Raw genomic sequence first — 14,006 nt, 5'->3', positions numbered from 1 at the left:
CTCGTGGGGATCGTGCGGTCCCCACAATCCACTCCGTCGCGCTGGGAGCCAGGTGGCAGCCCGGAGACCGGGCCGGAGTAGCCCCCGGAGGCGTCGACGACGTACCCCGATGTACCCCGGCCCTAGAGGAAGGGGCCGGCCTCGAACGCGGCGCCCTCGGGAGTCACGTCCGTGACGACCCCGGCCACGCGGACGGGCACGGGCGAGACCGAGCCGAAGGTGCCCGTCGCCCCCGACGCGTCGCGGGCGTCGGCGCTGTAGGAGGCGGCGCCCTCGGTCACCGAGGTGACGTCCCAGCCGGTGCCGTCCCACGCGCCCACGTCGTACGTCGGGGCCGTCTCGAGGGTCCACTTCTGGTTCGAGAGCTCGTAGCCGCCGTCGCCGTTGAGGAGGGCGAAGCTGCACCCCTCGGGGCGGGGGTCGGGGCTGCCGACGCAGCCGGAGACCCAGCCGTCGACGGCCGCCCGGGCCGAGGCCTCGCCCGCCTCGGTCAGCTCGGCCACGAGGACCGCCGGCGTGCCGCGGCTGCCGGCGCCCGAGGCCGTGCCGGTCGCGGCGGGTGCGCCCCAGAGGTCGCCGCCGCCGCCGAGCTCGACGTCGTAGCTGCCCGGCAGCGCACGCAGCTCCACGGTGGCCGAGTCGCCTCGCGGCAGCTCGGCGCCGGCGACCGAGACGGTCGCGGACGACGGCGCGCCGACCTGGACGGTCAGCGTCCCGAGCTCCACCGGCTGCAGCTCCCACCGCGGGAAGACCAGGAGGTCGCGGCCGTCGCTCACGAGGGCGAACGACTGCTGCCACCGGGGGCCCGCCTCGCCGCCCTGCTGCACCGTCGCCTCCACCGTGGCCGACTCGCCGTCGACGACCGCCGGGGCGACGTCGAAGTCGCTCACCCGGTCGCTCGCCGCGGCGTAGGCCTCGTCGGTGAGGAGGACGTCGTCGTCGCCGACCTCCGTGCCGTCGAGGGCGAAGGCTCGCTCGGCGTCGCCCTGCTGCACGGCTTCGAGGTACGCCGCCACGGCGGCCTCGGGGCGGTGCGACGCCGCCGTCCGCCCGACCCCGACGGCGGCCGCCGCCGCGAGCAGGAAGAGCAGCACGCCCGCGCCGATCAGCACGAGCCGACGACGCCGGCGCCGCGGCGCCGCGGGGGAGCCCGCGACCCCGGCGGTGCCCTCGGCCCCGTCTGCCCCCTCGGCCCCGTCGGCCCGTCCGGCCTGCCCGCCGTCGCGCGGCTCGTCCGCCGGCGTCCCCTGTGTCTCGCTCATGTCTCTCCCCCTGGAGTCGTCCTGACCGGCGGCGTCAGCGCCGCAGGGTCCACTGCACGTCGACCGCGTGGTCGACGAATCCCCGGCCGGCGTAGAGCCTCAGGGCCGGCTCGTTGTCGCCCTCGACGTAGAGGGCCGCGGTGTCGGCGCCGCGCTCGGCGAGGCGGGCGAAGCCGGCGTCGACCACCGCGCCTCCCAGCCCCTCGCCCTGGTGGTCGGGGCTCACCGCGACGGCGTAGAACTCGCCGGGCTGGCCCGCCTCGAGCTTGAGCCAGCACGACGCGAGCAGCTCGTCGCCCCGCCACAGCAGGAGCAGGTCGCCCGCGTCGAACCACGGCTCGGCGCGGCGCGCGTCGAGGTCGGCCTGGTCGATCGAGCCCTGCTCGGGGTGGCTCGCGAAGGCGCGGGCGTTGAGGTCGAGCCAGGCCGCGTCGTCGGTGCCCGGACGGAACACGGCGACGCGGTCGCCCTCGCGGAGGCGCGGGGTGCGCGGGGCCACCGGCGCGCGCTGCTGCAGCAGGCGCCGGGTCTCGTCGAGCCCGAAGCGCGCGGCGAGCACGCGGGAGCCCGGGTGGTCGCCGTGCGCCCAGAACGCGGTGGGGCCGGTCGTCTCGTCGAGGACACGCTGCACTATCAGGGCGCCGAGGCCCTCGCGACGGTGGTCGGGGTGCACGACCAGCTCGACCTCGGTGCCGGCCGGGCCGCCGTCGCCGCCGCTGACGGACCGCAGCACCGCGGCCGCGTGCGGCGCCTCGACGACCCGGGCCTCGCCGGAGCGCACCTCGACGAGGGCCTGGTCGTTGACCGGCGGGCTGCCGTCGACCGCCTGGGCCGCGCGGGCGAGCGCCTCGACGTCGGTGGGGGTCACGCGCCCGGCCCCGGCAGGTCGTCGTCGTACACGTTGAAGCGGTAGCCGACGTTGCGCACCGTGCCGATCAGCGACTCGAGGTCGCCGAGCTTGGCGCGGAGGCGCCGCACGTGCACGTCGACCGTGCGGGTGCCGCCGAAGTAGTCGTAGCCCCACACCTCGCTGAGCAGCTGCTCGCGCGTGAAGACCCGGGAGGGGTGCGTCGCGAAGAAGCGGAGCAGCTCGAACTCCTTGAAGGTGAGGTCGAGCGGGCGGCCGTGCACCTTGGCCGAGTAGCTCGCCTCGTCGATGACGACGCCCGAGGCGTGGATCTTCGAGCCGGTCTGCGACTGCGCCAGCCGACCCGTCACGAGGCGGATGCGGGCGTCGACCTCGGCGGGGCCGGCCGTCTCGAGGATGACGTCGTCGACGCCCCACTCGGAGTTGACCGCCGTGAGGCCCCCCTCGGTGAGCACGAGCACGAGGGGCACCGTGACGCCCGTCGTGCGGAGGATCTTGCAGAGCGACTTGGCGCTCGCGAGGTCGGTCCGGGCGTCGACGAAGATGAGGTCGCTCGAGGGCGCGTTCACCAGCTGTGCGGGTTCGGCCGGGATCTGCCGGGTACGGTGGCTGAGGAGAGCCAGAGCCGGGAGCACGTCAGGGCTGCCCGCAGAGGTCAAGACCAACAGCTGCGCCACACGGACCTCCAGTGAATGTATGGTCGGCAGTCTAAAACACGAGTGATGCCCGGCTCGACCACGTGTCGACGCCCCTCGGTGCTCGGGCCACGAACGGAGAACCGCGCAGTGACCACCCCGGCCGTCCCGCCCACCAGCCGCCGCGTGCGACTCAAGCCGCTGACCGTGGTGCCCGTGTGGGCCTTCACGCTGATCGTCGCGGTCGTCGTCTCGATCGCCGCCCCCGGCGACGACTTCTACGTGTGGCTCCCGCTCGTGCTGGCCACGAGCATCATCCTGAGCTTCGTGCTGCAGCTCGCCGCCAGCGAGAAGGACGGCCTGGTCTCGCGCTGCGTCCTCACGCTCTGCGGCAGCCTGGTCATCCTCGCCGTGGCGACCGGCGTGCTCGCGCTCGTCCACTGAGCCCGGTGCCCCGCCGCCGCTGGGCAGCCCCTGGGCACCGCCTCCCGCCCCTCCCGCCGACGGTGCCGCGCGGGTAGTCTTGCGGCATGGATTCCTTGCTCGCCCTCGAGATGTTCTACGTGGGGCTCCTCGCCCTCGCGTCGCTGGCCATCGCCTTCGTCTCCGTCGTCGTCCTCGTCAAGCTCTTCAAGGGCCAGCGCTAGACTCGTGATCGACATCCCCACCGACCTCCCGGCGGAGCTCGTCCCGCTGTCCTGGCTCATCGGCGTGTGGGAGGGCACGGGCGTCGTCGACTACAAGATCGGCGAGGGCGACCCCGACGCCCCTGTCGACGGCGCGCCCCCAGCCGTCCGTCGCACGCACGAGTTCGGCCAGCGCGTCAGCTTCAGCCACGACGGCCTGCCCTACCTCAACTACAGCTCGTTCAGCTGGCTGCTCGACGACGAGCGCACGCCCCTGGCGAGCGAGACCGGCTACTGGCGCCTCGAGCGCCCCGCCGAGGTGGGCGACCGCGGGCCCGGCATGCTGCCCGGCCAGGGCGTCGCGCCGTTCCGGTCGGCGCAGACCGTCGAGATCCTCCGCCGCCCCGACGACGGGTTCGGCCTCGAGGTGCAGCTCGTGCACCCCACAGGCGTCAACGAGCTCTACCTCGGCCGCGTCAAGGGCCCGCGCATCGACCTGTCGACCGACGCCGTGCTCCGCTCGAGCAACGCGAAGGAGTACTCGGCCGCCACGCGCATGTACGGCCTCGTCGAGAACCACCTGCTCTGGGCCTGGGACATCGCGGCCCTCGGCCAGGAGCTCCGCACCCACGCCTCCGGGCGCCTGGCCCGCGTTGACTGACGCCCCGGCCGCCGGAGTCGCGGGGGCGCCGTCCGCCGGCCCCGCCCCCGTCGTCGTGTCGCCCTTCGCGGCGCGCGACGGCTTCGTCGACGACGGCAGCGGGGTCGCCGCGCACTACGGCAACCCCCTCACCGAGCAGCGGGCGCTCGTCCGCGGCGTCGCGGTCGTCGACCTCTCCGACCGGGGCGTGCTCACCGTCAGCGGCCCCGACCGCCTCAGCTGGCTGAACTCCCTCACGAGCCAGGCCCTGCTCGGGCTGGAGCCCGGCCGGTCGACCGAGACCCTCCTGCTCGACGCCAACGGCCGGCTCGAGCACGCCGCCCGCGTCGTCGACGACGGCGAGACCACCTGGCTGCTCGTCGACCGCGACGAGGCGGAGCCCCTGCGCGCCTGGCTCGACCGGATGCGCTTCATGCTCCGCGTCGAGGTCGCCGACCGCACGGCCGACGTCGCGACGATCGGCGCCCTGGCCGAGGTCGAGCTGCCCGTCCCGGTGCTCGCCCCCGCCGGCGTGCCCGTCGTCTGGGTCGACCCCTGGCGCGAGGTCGCCCCCGGCGGCCACGGCTACGCCGACGCCGAGACGCACCCCGGCCGCGACTGGAGCTACCGCGAGGTGCTCGTCGACCGGGCCGACCTGGCGGCCCTCGCGGCGTCCGACCTGCCCGCCGCCGGCACCCTCGCCCTCGAGGCCCTGCGCATCGAGGCGTGGCGCCCGCGCCTCTCGACCGAGGTCGACGAGCGCAGCATCCCGCACGAGCTCGACTGGCTCCGCTCCGCGGTCCACCTGGCCAAGGGCTGCTACCGCGGTCAGGAGACCGTCGCCAAGGTGCACAACATCGGGCACCCGCCGCGGCGCCTGGTGATGCTGCACCTCGACGGCTCCGACACCGTGCTGCCCGCCCCCGGCGACCCCGTCGTCACCGCGGCGGCCGTCGCCGAGGCGACCGCCGCCGGCACCCCGCTCGCCGACCTGGCCCCCGTGGGCCGCGTCACGAGCTCCGCCGTCCACCACGAGCTCGGCCCCGTCGCGCTCGCCGTGGTCAAGCGCACCACCGACGAGACCGCGCCCCTCGCGGTGCTCTCGGCCGACATCGTCGTCGCCGCCGCTCCGCAGACGATCGTGCCGGCCTCCGCGGGCGCCGCCGCCGGGGTGCCCCGGCTGCCGCGCCTGGGAGCCGTCCGCCGCTAGGCGGCCCGGGTGGCGACCCGGCAGCCGGGTGCCGTCCGGCGGGCGGCCTCGCGCGCCTCCCGCGGCTTCGACCCCCGGGCGGCGACCCGTCGCACGCTGACGTCGATGCCGGCGATCGTGCAGATCGTCGTGGCCGCCAGCGCGTCGTACGCGATCACGCACCTGGGGCTCGGCCACGCGGTGCCGCTGCTCGCCGTCACGATCACGATCTCGTCGCTCGGCCTGGCCCGCGACGCCCGGCCCCGCGTCGTGCTCGAGAACGCGGTCGGGGTGCTGATCGGCATCGCCCTCAGCGAGGTCATGCTGCTCGTGCTCGGCAAGGGCCTCTGGCAGGTCGCGGCCGTGCTGCTGGTCGTGCTCGCGGTCGCGCGGTTCGCGTCGCCGAGCAGCGCCTTCGCCGCGGCGGCCGCCACCCAGTCGATGCTCGTCATGCTGCTGCCCGACCCGGAGGGCGGCCCCTTCGTGCGCAGCGTCGACGGCGCGGTCGGCGGGCTCGTCGCCCTCGCGGTGACGGCGATCGTGCCCCGCGACCCGGTCGGGCTGGCGCGGGCCGACGCCCGGGCCCTCTTCGCCGAGGTGGGGGCGGCCTTCGAGGCGCTCGTCGTCGCGCTCCGCACCGACGACGTCCGCCGGGCCGACGAGGCGCTCCGGCGCCTGAGGTCGACGCAGCCGCTGCTCGACGACTGGGCGTCGACGCTCGAGTCGGCCGTCTCGATCTCGCGCCTCTCGCCCTTCCTGAGGTCGCGCCTCCCTCACCTCCGTCAGCAGCAGTCGCTGCGGCTCCACGTCGACCTCGCGGTGCGCAACCTCCGGGTGATCGCCCGTCGGGTCGACACGTCGCTCGGCGACGGGCGCGACCGGCTCGGCCTCGCCGACCTCGTCGAGAGCACCGGCCGCGCGGTCGTCGTGCTCGGCGGGTCGGTCGACGACGTCGAGCGGCTGCCCGCGGCGAGGGAGGCGCTCAGCGCGGTCGCCCGCCGCCTCGACCCGGCCGTCGTCGCGCCCGGCGCCCCGGTCACCGAGGCGATCGTGGTGCTGATGATGCGCCCGCTCGTCATCGACCTGCTGATGGCCACGGGCCTGCCGCACGACGAGGCTCGCCGCCGCCTCGCCGTCGTCTGACCTCGGCTGCGCGGGCTCAGGGGCGGGGCTCCACCGCGCTCCAGGGCAGGGTCAGCTCGCCGAGCCGCCAGCGGGTCCGGCCGTGCCGCACGGGCCAGCCGGCGGCCCGCAGGCCCTCCACCGTCGCGATCCAGCGCTGCACCGGTCCGTAGACCGAGAGCGGGGCCGCGATCGCCCACTGCCGGTCGAGGTCGACCAGCAGGTCGTGCACGCGCTCGCCCGGCACGTTGCGGTGGATGAGCGCCTTGGGCAGCCGCTCGGCGACGACCGACGGGGCCTCGAGCGAGGCGAGGTGCAGTGCGACCGTGAACGTCTGCGGCCCCGCCTCGGTGACGTCGACCCAGCTCGCGACGCGGCCGACCTCGTTGCAGGTGCCCTCGACGAGCACCCCGCCGGGCTGCAGCCGCGACGTCATCAGCCGCCACGACGCGTCGACCTGCGACTCGTCGTACTGCCGCAGCACGTTCAGGGCCCGGATCACGGCCGGGCGTCGGCCGCCGTCGAGCGGCACCTCGAAGCCCCCGAGCCGGAAGCTCACGCCGGGCCGCGCCGAGAGCGACGCGAGCCGCACCCGCTCCGGGTCGATCTCGATGCCGACCACCTCGACGTCGGGACGGACCTTCCGGAGGCGCTGGTGCAGCTCCAGGGGAGTGGTCGCGCTGGCCCCGTAGCCGAGGTCGACGACCAGCGGGTCGTCGGCACGGCGCAGCACGGGGTGCGCGGCGATCCACCGGTCGACGCGGCGGAGCCGGTTGGTGCCGGTCGTGCCGCGCGTGATCGATCCGATGGGCATGGCTCCGAGTCTGACAGCCCGGGGCGTCGGCGATACGCTGGAGGCATGACTTCGACGCTCATCCTCCTCCGTCACGGCAACAGCGAGTGGAACCAGGCGAACCTCTTCACGGGGTGGGTCGACGTGCGCCTCAGCGAGCAGGGCCGCGCCGAGGCGAAGCGCGCCGGCGAGCTCCTCGTCGAGCACCAGATGCAGCCCGACGTCCTGTACACGTCGCGCCTCACCCGCGCCATCCAGACCGCCGACATCGCCCTCGAGGAGGCCGACCGCCTCTGGATCGACGTGAAGCGCTCGTGGCGGCTCAACGAGCGCCACTACGGCGCCCTCCAGGGCAAGGACAAAGCGCAGACCCTCGAGCAGTACGGCCCCGAGCAGTTCCAGACCTGGCGTCGGTCGTTCGACGTGCCGCCGCCGCCCCTCGACGACGACAGCGAGTTCTCGCAGGCGCACGACGTCCGCTACGCCGAGCTCGGCGTCGACGCCCCGCGCACCGAGTCGCTCGCCCTCGTGATCGAGCGCATGATCCCCTACTGGGAGAGCGACATCACCGCGAGCCTCGCCGAGGGCAAGGTCGTGCTGGTCACCGCCCACGGCAACTCGCTGCGCGCGCTCGTGAAGCACCTCGACGGCATCAGCGACGACGAGATCTCCGAGCTCAACATCCCCACCGGCATCCCGCTCGTCTACGAGCTCGACGACGACTTCCGCCCCACCGGCCCCGGCCGCTACCTCGACCCGCAGGCCGCCGCCGCCGGTGCGGCCGCCGTCGCGGCGCAGGGGGAGAAAAAGGGCCTGTAGGCGCGACCTCGCCACCGGAGCCCGCCCCCGCCGTCGTGCGGGGGCGGGCTCCGTCGTGTCACACGCCGTGCGTGTCACACGCAGTGCCCGTCACACGAAGTGCGCGCTGATCTCCATCACGAGGGAGTCGACGTCGACCTCGCCGCTCGTGTCGACGCGCACGACCGGCCAGGCGCCGAGCGGCCCCGCGCCCTCGACCCGGTCGGCCCAGCCGGCGGCCAGCTCGTCGGCCGTGCCGTGCACGGGGTGACGGCCGCCGCCCTCGACGCGGGCCGCCGAGCGGGCGAGCGCGAGCTCGGGAGCCACCTCGCACCACACCTCGAGCACGCGGGGCGAGCCGGCCTGCTCGACGCCGGCGCGCACGCCGTCGAGGTCGTCGTCGGGCCGCCAGCCCGCGTCGACCACGACGCCGGCCTCGACCTCGCCGGCCATCGCCCAGACGGCGTCCACGGCGATGCGCCGCACCGCCTGCGGGGCGATCATCGGCCCGGCCAGGTCGGCCAGCGCCTCCTGCACGGGGTCGACCGCGAGCAGGGGGCAGCCGAGCACGCCGGCCAGCGTGGCCGAGACGGTGGTCTTGCCCGAGCCGGGCAGACCGTTGACGAGGATCGCGACAGAAGCCATCCCCCCATCATCCCGCAGCGGGTCAGACCTCGGCGGCCACCCAGTCGCCGGTCGCGAGGTACTGGACCTTCTTGGCGATGGAGACCGCGTGGTCGGCGAAGCGCTCGTGGTAGCGCGACGCGAGGGTCGAATCGACGGTGTCGACCGCCGCGCCCTTCCAGGTCTCGCCGAGCACCTTGTCGAAGACGCTGAGGTGCAGCTCGTCGATGCGGTCGTCGTCGTTGCGGATCTCCTCCGCGAGGCGGACGTCCTCCGTCGTGAGCAGCTCGGTGAGCTTCTTCGCGATGGCGACGTCGAGGCGGCCGAGCTCCTGGAACGTCGGGCGCAGCGACTTCGGCACGACCTTCTCGGGGAAGCGGTACCGGGCGAGCTGGGCGATGTGCTCGGCCATGTCGCCCATGCGCTCGAGCGACGCGCTGATGCGCAGGGCGCTGACCACGATGCGGAGGTCGCGGGCGACGGGGTTCTGGCGGGCCAGGATGTCGATGGCGAGCTCGTCGAGGGCGATCGCGCGCTCGTCGATGCGGTCGTCGTCGGCGATGACCTTCTCGGCCAGCGTCACGTCGGAGTCGTTGAAGGCCGTGGTGGCGTTCTCGATCGAGACGGCGACGAGGCCCGCGATCTCGACGAGGCGCTCCTGCACCTCTTGCAGTTCCTGCTGGAATACCTCGCGCATGGGAGTCTGGGCCTCTCGTCGTTCCGGGGGTGTCCGGGTCTCGGGGCGACCGCCCCGTGCTGTGCCGGCGGAGCCGCCCGCACAGTCCCGTCGACTCTCACGGGTGGAGGTTAACGGTCGGTGACGGGAGGCCCAACAGTGCCCAAAGTACAGCGCTCCGGCTGGCTCTCGTCCGTTCCCGCCCCGGGCGTTCACTATCGTGACCTGCATGGAACCAACCTGGTTGGTGCCGGCCTCGCTGCTCTTCGGCGTCCTGGTCGGCGCCGCGGTCGTGATGGTGGTGGTGTCGGCTCAGCGCCGGGCCGCCCGCGTCGCGGCACTCGTCGAGACGACGCTGCCGGACGGCATCGACGCGGTGCTCGACGCCCTCTCGTCGGCCGGGCTCGTCGTCGACCCGTCGGGCAACGTGCTGAAGGCCTCGCCGTTCGCCCGTCAGCTCGGCCTGGTCTCCGCCCAGGAGCACCTCGTGCACCCCGAGGTCGAGGCCCTCGTCGACCTGGCGCGGCGGAGCGACGACCCGCAGGAGGCGCAGCTCACCCTGGCGCGCCTCCCCGGTTCCGAGGCCACCGTCGCCCTCGGCGTGCGGGCGGCAGTGCTGGGCGGCCGCTACGTGCTCGTGCTCGCCGAGGACCACACCGAGGGCCGCCGGCTCGACGACATGCGCCGTGACTTCGTGGCCAACATCAGCCACGAGCTGAAGACCCCGATCGGCGCGGTGGGCCTGCTCGCCGAGGCGCTCGACGCGGCCTCGGCCGACCCCGAGCGCGTCCGCCACTTCGCCGGCCGCCTGACGCGCGAGGCCGACCGGCTCGGCCGCCTCACCCAGGACATCATCGAGCTCTCGCGGCTGCAGGCCACCGACGCGCTCGAGTCGAGCGACCCCGTCGACGTGCGGGCGGTCGTCGACACCGCCGTCGACCGCAACCGGGTCGAGGCCGAGGTGCGGGGCATCTCGCTCGTCGTCCGGGGCGGCAAGAAGGCGCAGGTGCTCGGCGACGAGACGATGCTCGTCACCGCCGTCGACAACCTCGTCTCGAACGCCATCGCCTACTCGCCCGACGGGTCGCGGATCGGCATCGGCGCGACCGTCGACGACGAGGGCGGCGTCTCGATCGCGGTCAGCGACCAGGGCTACGGCATCCCGGAGCACGAGCTCGACCGCGTCTTCGAGCGCTTCTACCGCGTCGACCAGGCCCGGTCGCGCCGCACCGGGGGCACCGGCCTCGGCCTCGCGATCGTCAAGCACGTCGTCCAGAACCACGGCGGCGAGGTGCGCGTCTGGTCGCAGGTCGGCAGCGGGTCGACCTTCACGATCCGGCTGCCCGAGTTCGAGGCCCGCCCCGACACCCGTTCCGTCCCTGTCATGGTCACCACACGAGGAGACACCGATACCCGATGAGCACCCACATCCTGATCGTCGAGGACGAGGAGTCGCTGAGCGAGCCCCTGGCCTTCATCCTCGAGCGCGAGGGCTACCGCGTCACCGTCGCCGAGGACGGCCCGTCCGCCCTGGCCCTGTTCGACAAGTCGGGCGCCGACCTCGTGCTGCTCGACCTGATGCTGCCCGGCATCCCCGGCACGGAGGTCTGCCGGGTGCTGCGCTCGAGGTCGCAGGTGCCCATCATCATGCTGACCGCGAAGGACAGCGAGGTGGACATCGTCGTGGGGCTCGAGCTCGGCGCCGACGACTACGTCACCAAGCCGTACTCGACGCGGGAGCTGCTGGCGCGCATCCGGGCGGTCCTCCGTCGCCGGGCCGACGACGGCGACGACCTCGCCGACGGCATGCTCGAGGCGGGCGACATCCGCATGGACGTCGAGCGCCACGTCGTGACGGTGCGCGGCGAGGACGTCGCGATGCCGCTCAAGGAGTTCGAGCTGCTCGAGCTGCTGATGCGCAACGCCGGCCGCGTGCTGACGCGCGGCCAGCTGATCGACCGGGTCTGGGGCTCCGACTACTTCGGCGACACCAAGACCCTCGACGTGCACATCAAGCGCATCCGCTCGAAGATCGAGCCCGTGCCCTCCGAGCCCAAGGCGCTCGTGACCGTGCGCGGGCTCGGGTACCGCATCGAGGCCTGAGGCGCCCTCGGCGGGCGGCCCCCGTCCGCCCGCCGCCGCACGAGAGGCCCGGCCCCGCTGACGCGGGCCGGGCCTCTGGTCGTCTCGGCGCCGTTCGGGCGCCGCGTGCCGCTACGGGGTCGGCGTGGCCGAGGGCGTGCCGTCCTCGGGCGACGGGAGCGTCGTCGACTCGGCGGAGGGCGCCGTGGTCTCGCCCGGCGTCGGGAGCAGGGTCGCGTACTCGGAGAGCTCGCCGGTCAGCACGGGCACCTGCAGGCTCTTGCCGGTCTCGGTGCCGTACTGGACGAAGACGGGCAGCAGCGCGCCGGGGGTGACGTCGAGGTCGCTCATCACGAACTGCTCCTGACCGACCTCGGTGCCGAGGTCGACCTGCGAGTTCGCGTCGACGTCGACGGTCTGCGTCTCGTCGCCCGACTCGGTCTCGTACTGGAAGCTCACCTGCGCCGCGTCGTCGCCGCTGTTGACGATGGACATGACGAGGCTGGCCTCGGCGCCGTCCTCGGTCAGGGCCAGCGCGTTGAGCACCTTGACGTCGCCGACCGTGACGCTCGTGCCGTCGCTGGCGTCGTAGAACTGGGTCGTGCGCTGGGGGCTGATGAAGTTGCAGCCGGCGGCGACGACGAGCACGGCGGCACCCACGGTGGCGGCGGCGAGGGCGCGGGCGCCTCGACGGTCAATTGCAGATGCGACTCGCACGAGTGCCTCCAGGATCCAGTTCACGGCAAAGGTCTGCCCCAGCTTAGCGAGGGCAGAGCGGGGCGGTTCGTCAGGGCAGCCTTACCACCGACCTTCCATGGTATCCTGGGCGTCGCAGAATGGAGCCTGATTCATGCAGTTCGAGGTCGGAGAGACCGTCGTCTACCCCCATCACGGGGCCGCGACGATCTCTGAAGTCAAGAAGCGGATCATCAAGGGCGAAGAGAAGCTGTACCTCAAGCTTCGCGTCACCCAGGGTGATCTGACCATCGAGGTACCCGCAGACAACGTCGACCTGGTCGGCGTCCGGGACGTCATCGGCAAAGAGGGGCTCGACCGCGTGTTCGACGTCCTCCGTGCGCCGTTCACGGAAGAACCCACCAACTGGTCCCGCCGCTACAAGGCGAACCTGGAGAAGCTCGCGTCGGGCGACGTCATCAAGGTGTCCGAGGTCGTCCGCGACCTGTGGCGCCGCGACCAGGACCGCGGGTTGTCCGCCGGCGAGAAGCGCATGCTCGCCAAGGCCCGCCAGATCCTGATCAGCGAGCTCGCCCTCGCGGAGAAGACCGACGAAGAGAAGGCGTCGAGCGTCCTCGACGAGGTTCTTGCGTCCTAGCACCACCGACGACCGCACGGTCGGCTCCCTGACGGGGGTCGGTCGGGCGGTCGTCGTCGTCGCGGCCGGGAGCGGCACGCGTCTCGGCCTCGGCACGCCGAAGGCCTTCGTCGAGGTGGCCGGGCGCAGCATCCTGGCCCGCTCGCTCGACGCCGTGCTCGCCTCCGCGGTGCCCACCCAGATCGTCGTGGTCGTGCCGCAGGAGCAGCTCGCCGACGCCACGGAGCTCGTCGTCGCGGCGGCCGGGCACGTCGCCGACCACGTCGCGGTGGTCGCGGGAGGCGCCAGCCGACAGGCCAGCGTCGCCGCCGGCCTCGGGGCGGTCGCCCCCGACGTCGCGACCGTCCTGGTGCACGACTGCGCGCGCCCCTTCACCCCCACCGCCCAGTTCGACCTCGTCGCGTCGACGGTCGAGGCGACCGGCCGCGGCGTCGTGCCGGGGCTCCCCGTCAGCGACACGATCAAGCGCGTGGACGCGGCCGGCACGGTGCTCGACACCGTCGACCGCTCCGAGCTGGTCGCGATGCAGACCCCCCAGGGCTTCCCGCGGGCGGCCCTCGACGCCGCCTACGCCGCGGCCCGGGCCGAGCACACCGACGACGCCGCCCTGTTCGCGGCGGCCGGCCACGAGGTCGTCGTCGTCGAGGGCGACCCGGTCGCGTTCAAGATCACCACCCGGTGGGACCTCCAGCGCGCCGAGACGATCGCGGCGCAGCAGGCCGCGGCGGTCGGCGCTCCCGACCCGCGCCTCCGGCCCGACCCCGCCCTCCGCACCGGGCTCGGCATCGACGTCCACGCGTTCGACCCGGCCGCGCCGCTGCACCTCGGCCTCCTGCACTTCGAGGGCGAGGCGGGCCTGGCCGGCCACAGCGACGGCGACGCCGTCGCGCACGCCGTCGTCGACGCCCTCCTCTCGGCCGCCGGCCTCGGCGACATCGGCTCGATGTTCGGCACCGACGACCCGCGCTTCGCCGGCGCGAGCGGCGAGGTCTTCCTCACCGCGGCCGTCGAGCGCCTGACGCACGCGGGCGTCGACGTCGTCGACGTCGCCGTCCAGGTCGTCGGCAACCGGCCCCGACTCTCCGCCCGCCGCCTCGAGATGGAGGAGCGGCTGATGCAGGTCGTCGGCGCTCCCGTCAGCGTGTCGGCCACGACCACCGACGGGCTCGGCTTCACCGGGCGCGGCGAGGGGCTGACGGCGATCGCGACCGCGCTGGTGTCGGTCGTCGACCCGGCGGCGCGCACCGCGCCTCCCCGGGGCCCTGGCTCCGCCTCCGCCCCGGCACGGGGCGCCGTCGCCCCGACCTCGCTCACCGACGACGGGTCGTCCGACCCGTCCGCCGACGACCACTGAATAG

Annotated in this window: 15 protein-coding genes and 1 pseudogene; 9 read left to right on the top strand and 7 right to left on the bottom strand. The window is 74.0% G+C overall.

The features are described 5' to 3' along the window. Window positions 1–122 precede the first annotated feature (122 nt). From IFT72_RS09805 to IFT72_RS09795, 3 genes are read right to left on the bottom strand one after another with little or no spacing between them, the layout of a single operon-like run. Complete coding sequence (locus IFT72_RS09805) at window positions 123–1,262, bottom strand: hypothetical protein (RefSeq protein ID WP_192046276.1); 1,140 nt, start codon at window positions 1,260–1,262, stop codon at window positions 123–125. A 34-nt stretch (window positions 1,263–1,296) separates the two neighbouring features. After that, window positions 1,297–2,130 (bottom strand): mycothiol synthase, encoded by an 834-nt coding sequence (gene mshD, locus IFT72_RS09800; RefSeq protein WP_192046275.1) that lies wholly within the window; start codon window positions 2,128–2,130, stop codon window positions 1,297–1,299. Further along, window positions 2,127–2,807 (bottom strand): winged helix-turn-helix domain-containing protein, encoded by a 681-nt coding sequence (locus tag IFT72_RS09795; RefSeq protein WP_192046274.1) that lies wholly within the window; start codon window positions 2,805–2,807, stop codon window positions 2,127–2,129. Before IFT72_RS09795 ends, mshD begins: the two co-directional genes overlap by 4 nt. Window positions 2,808–2,915: 108 nt before the next feature. Here IFT72_RS09795 and IFT72_RS09790 point away from each other — a divergent pair, with 108 nt between their 5' ends. The 4 genes from IFT72_RS09790 (at window position 2,916) to IFT72_RS09775 (ending at window position 6,363) form a co-directional block, all read left to right on the top strand. Beyond that, on the top strand, window positions 2,916–3,209 hold the full coding sequence (locus IFT72_RS09790) for a hypothetical protein (protein ID WP_185233695.1): 294 nt from the start codon (window positions 2,916–2,918) through the stop codon (window positions 3,207–3,209). Between the two features lie 207 nt (window positions 3,210–3,416). After that, entirely contained in the window at window positions 3,417–4,052 is a 636-nt protein-coding gene (locus tag IFT72_RS09785) for an FABP family protein (RefSeq protein WP_056057068.1), read from the top strand. Between the two features lie 55 nt (window positions 4,053–4,107). Next, window positions 4,108–5,241, top strand: coding sequence for a folate-binding protein YgfZ (locus tag IFT72_RS09780; protein ID WP_192046377.1), 1,134 nt, complete (start codon window positions 4,108–4,110; stop codon window positions 5,239–5,241). Between the two features lie 9 nt (window positions 5,242–5,250). Continuing rightward, window positions 5,251–6,363 carry an aromatic acid exporter family protein gene (locus IFT72_RS09775; RefSeq protein WP_192046273.1) on the top strand — a complete coding sequence of 371 codons (1,113 nt, stop codon included), beginning with the start codon at window positions 5,251–5,253 and terminating at the stop codon, window positions 6,361–6,363. A gap of 16 nt (window positions 6,364–6,379) precedes the next feature. Here IFT72_RS09775 and IFT72_RS09770 read toward each other — a convergent pair whose 3' ends face one another. Then, window positions 6,380–7,156, bottom strand: a complete 777-nt coding sequence (locus IFT72_RS09770) for a class I SAM-dependent methyltransferase (RefSeq protein WP_192046272.1) — start codon at window positions 7,154–7,156, stop codon at window positions 6,380–6,382. A gap of 45 nt (window positions 7,157–7,201) precedes the next feature. On the opposite strand from IFT72_RS09770, the gene IFT72_RS09765 reads away from it, so the two are divergent. Continuing rightward, window positions 7,202–7,954 (top strand): phosphoglyceromutase, encoded by a 753-nt coding sequence (locus IFT72_RS09765; protein WP_185233693.1) that lies wholly within the window; start codon window positions 7,202–7,204, stop codon window positions 7,952–7,954. A gap of 90 nt (window positions 7,955–8,044) precedes the next feature. On the opposite strand, the gene IFT72_RS09760 is transcribed toward IFT72_RS09765, so the two are convergent. After that, window positions 8,045–8,578, bottom strand: a complete 534-nt coding sequence (locus tag IFT72_RS09760) for an AAA family ATPase (RefSeq protein WP_056057058.1) — start codon at window positions 8,576–8,578, stop codon at window positions 8,045–8,047. 22 nt (window positions 8,579–8,600) lie between these two features. Beyond that, the gene (gene phoU, locus IFT72_RS09755; protein WP_056057055.1) at window positions 8,601–9,254 is read right to left on the bottom strand and encodes a phosphate signaling complex protein PhoU; all 654 of its coding nucleotides are present in this window, start codon (window positions 9,252–9,254) and stop codon (window positions 8,601–8,603) included. Window positions 9,255–9,462: 208 nt separating this feature from the next. On the opposite strand from phoU, the gene IFT72_RS09750 reads away from it, so the two are divergent. Further along, window positions 9,463–10,653: a cell wall metabolism sensor histidine kinase WalK gene (locus IFT72_RS09750; RefSeq protein WP_056057053.1), complete on the top strand. Its 1,191-nt coding sequence runs from the start codon at window positions 9,463–9,465 to the stop codon at window positions 10,651–10,653. Further along, window positions 10,650–11,336 carry a response regulator transcription factor gene (locus IFT72_RS09745; RefSeq protein ID WP_056057051.1) on the top strand — a complete coding sequence of 229 codons (687 nt, stop codon included), beginning with the start codon at window positions 10,650–10,652 and terminating at the stop codon, window positions 11,334–11,336. Before IFT72_RS09750 ends, IFT72_RS09745 begins: the two co-directional genes overlap by 4 nt. 111 nt (window positions 11,337–11,447) lie before the next feature. Here the strand turns inward: IFT72_RS09745 and IFT72_RS09740 are convergent, their stop codons facing one another. Next, complete coding sequence (locus IFT72_RS09740; RefSeq protein ID WP_192046271.1) at window positions 11,448–12,056, bottom strand: hypothetical protein; 609 nt, start codon at window positions 12,054–12,056, stop codon at window positions 11,448–11,450. 109 nt (window positions 12,057–12,165) lie between these two features. Here IFT72_RS09740 and IFT72_RS09735 point away from each other — a divergent pair, with 109 nt between their 5' ends. Continuing rightward, window positions 12,166–12,648 carry a CarD family transcriptional regulator gene (locus tag IFT72_RS09735; RefSeq protein WP_043597211.1) on the top strand — a complete coding sequence of 161 codons (483 nt, stop codon included), beginning with the start codon at window positions 12,166–12,168 and terminating at the stop codon, window positions 12,646–12,648. Further along, window positions 12,638–13,867 (top strand): annotated as a pseudogene (gene ispD / locus IFT72_RS09730) (2-C-methyl-D-erythritol 4-phosphate cytidylyltransferase); the annotation flags it as partial. The gene IFT72_RS09735 and the pseudogene ispD, both read left to right, overlap by 11 nt. Window positions 13,868–14,006 lie beyond the last annotated feature (139 nt).

Origin of the sequence: Frigoribacterium sp. CFBP 8754, assembly GCF_014841815.1 — a bacterium.
In the GTDB taxonomy this organism is placed as follows: domain Bacteria; phylum Actinomycetota; class Actinomycetes; order Actinomycetales; family Microbacteriaceae; genus Frigoribacterium; species Frigoribacterium endophyticum.
Note: the sequence above shows the minus strand (reverse complement) of the source record. Positions and strands in the feature narration are given on the sequence as shown.

Coding starts and splice junctions, on each gene's coding strand:
- IFT72_RS09760 (WP_056057058.1), bottom strand. CDS start 8,578: ATGGCTTCTGTCGCGATCCTCGTCAACGGTCTGCCCGGCTCGGGCAAG.
- phoU (WP_056057055.1), bottom strand. CDS start 9,254: ATGCGCGAGGTATTCCAGCAGGAACTGCAAGAGGTGCAGGAGCGCCTC.
- IFT72_RS09735 (WP_043597211.1), top strand. CDS start 12,166: ATGCAGTTCGAGGTCGGAGAGACCGTCGTCTACCCCCATCACGGGGCC.
- IFT72_RS09805 (WP_192046276.1), bottom strand. CDS start 1,262: ATGAGCGAGACACAGGGGACGCCGGCGGACGAGCCGCGCGACGGCGGG.
- IFT72_RS09770 (WP_192046272.1), bottom strand. CDS start 7,156: ATGCCCATCGGATCGATCACGCGCGGCACGACCGGCACCAACCGGCTC.
- IFT72_RS09745 (WP_056057051.1), top strand. CDS start 10,650: ATGAGCACCCACATCCTGATCGTCGAGGACGAGGAGTCGCTGAGCGAG.
- IFT72_RS09750 (WP_056057053.1), top strand. CDS start 9,463: ATGGAACCAACCTGGTTGGTGCCGGCCTCGCTGCTCTTCGGCGTCCTG.
- IFT72_RS09765 (WP_185233693.1), top strand. CDS start 7,202: ATGACTTCGACGCTCATCCTCCTCCGTCACGGCAACAGCGAGTGGAAC.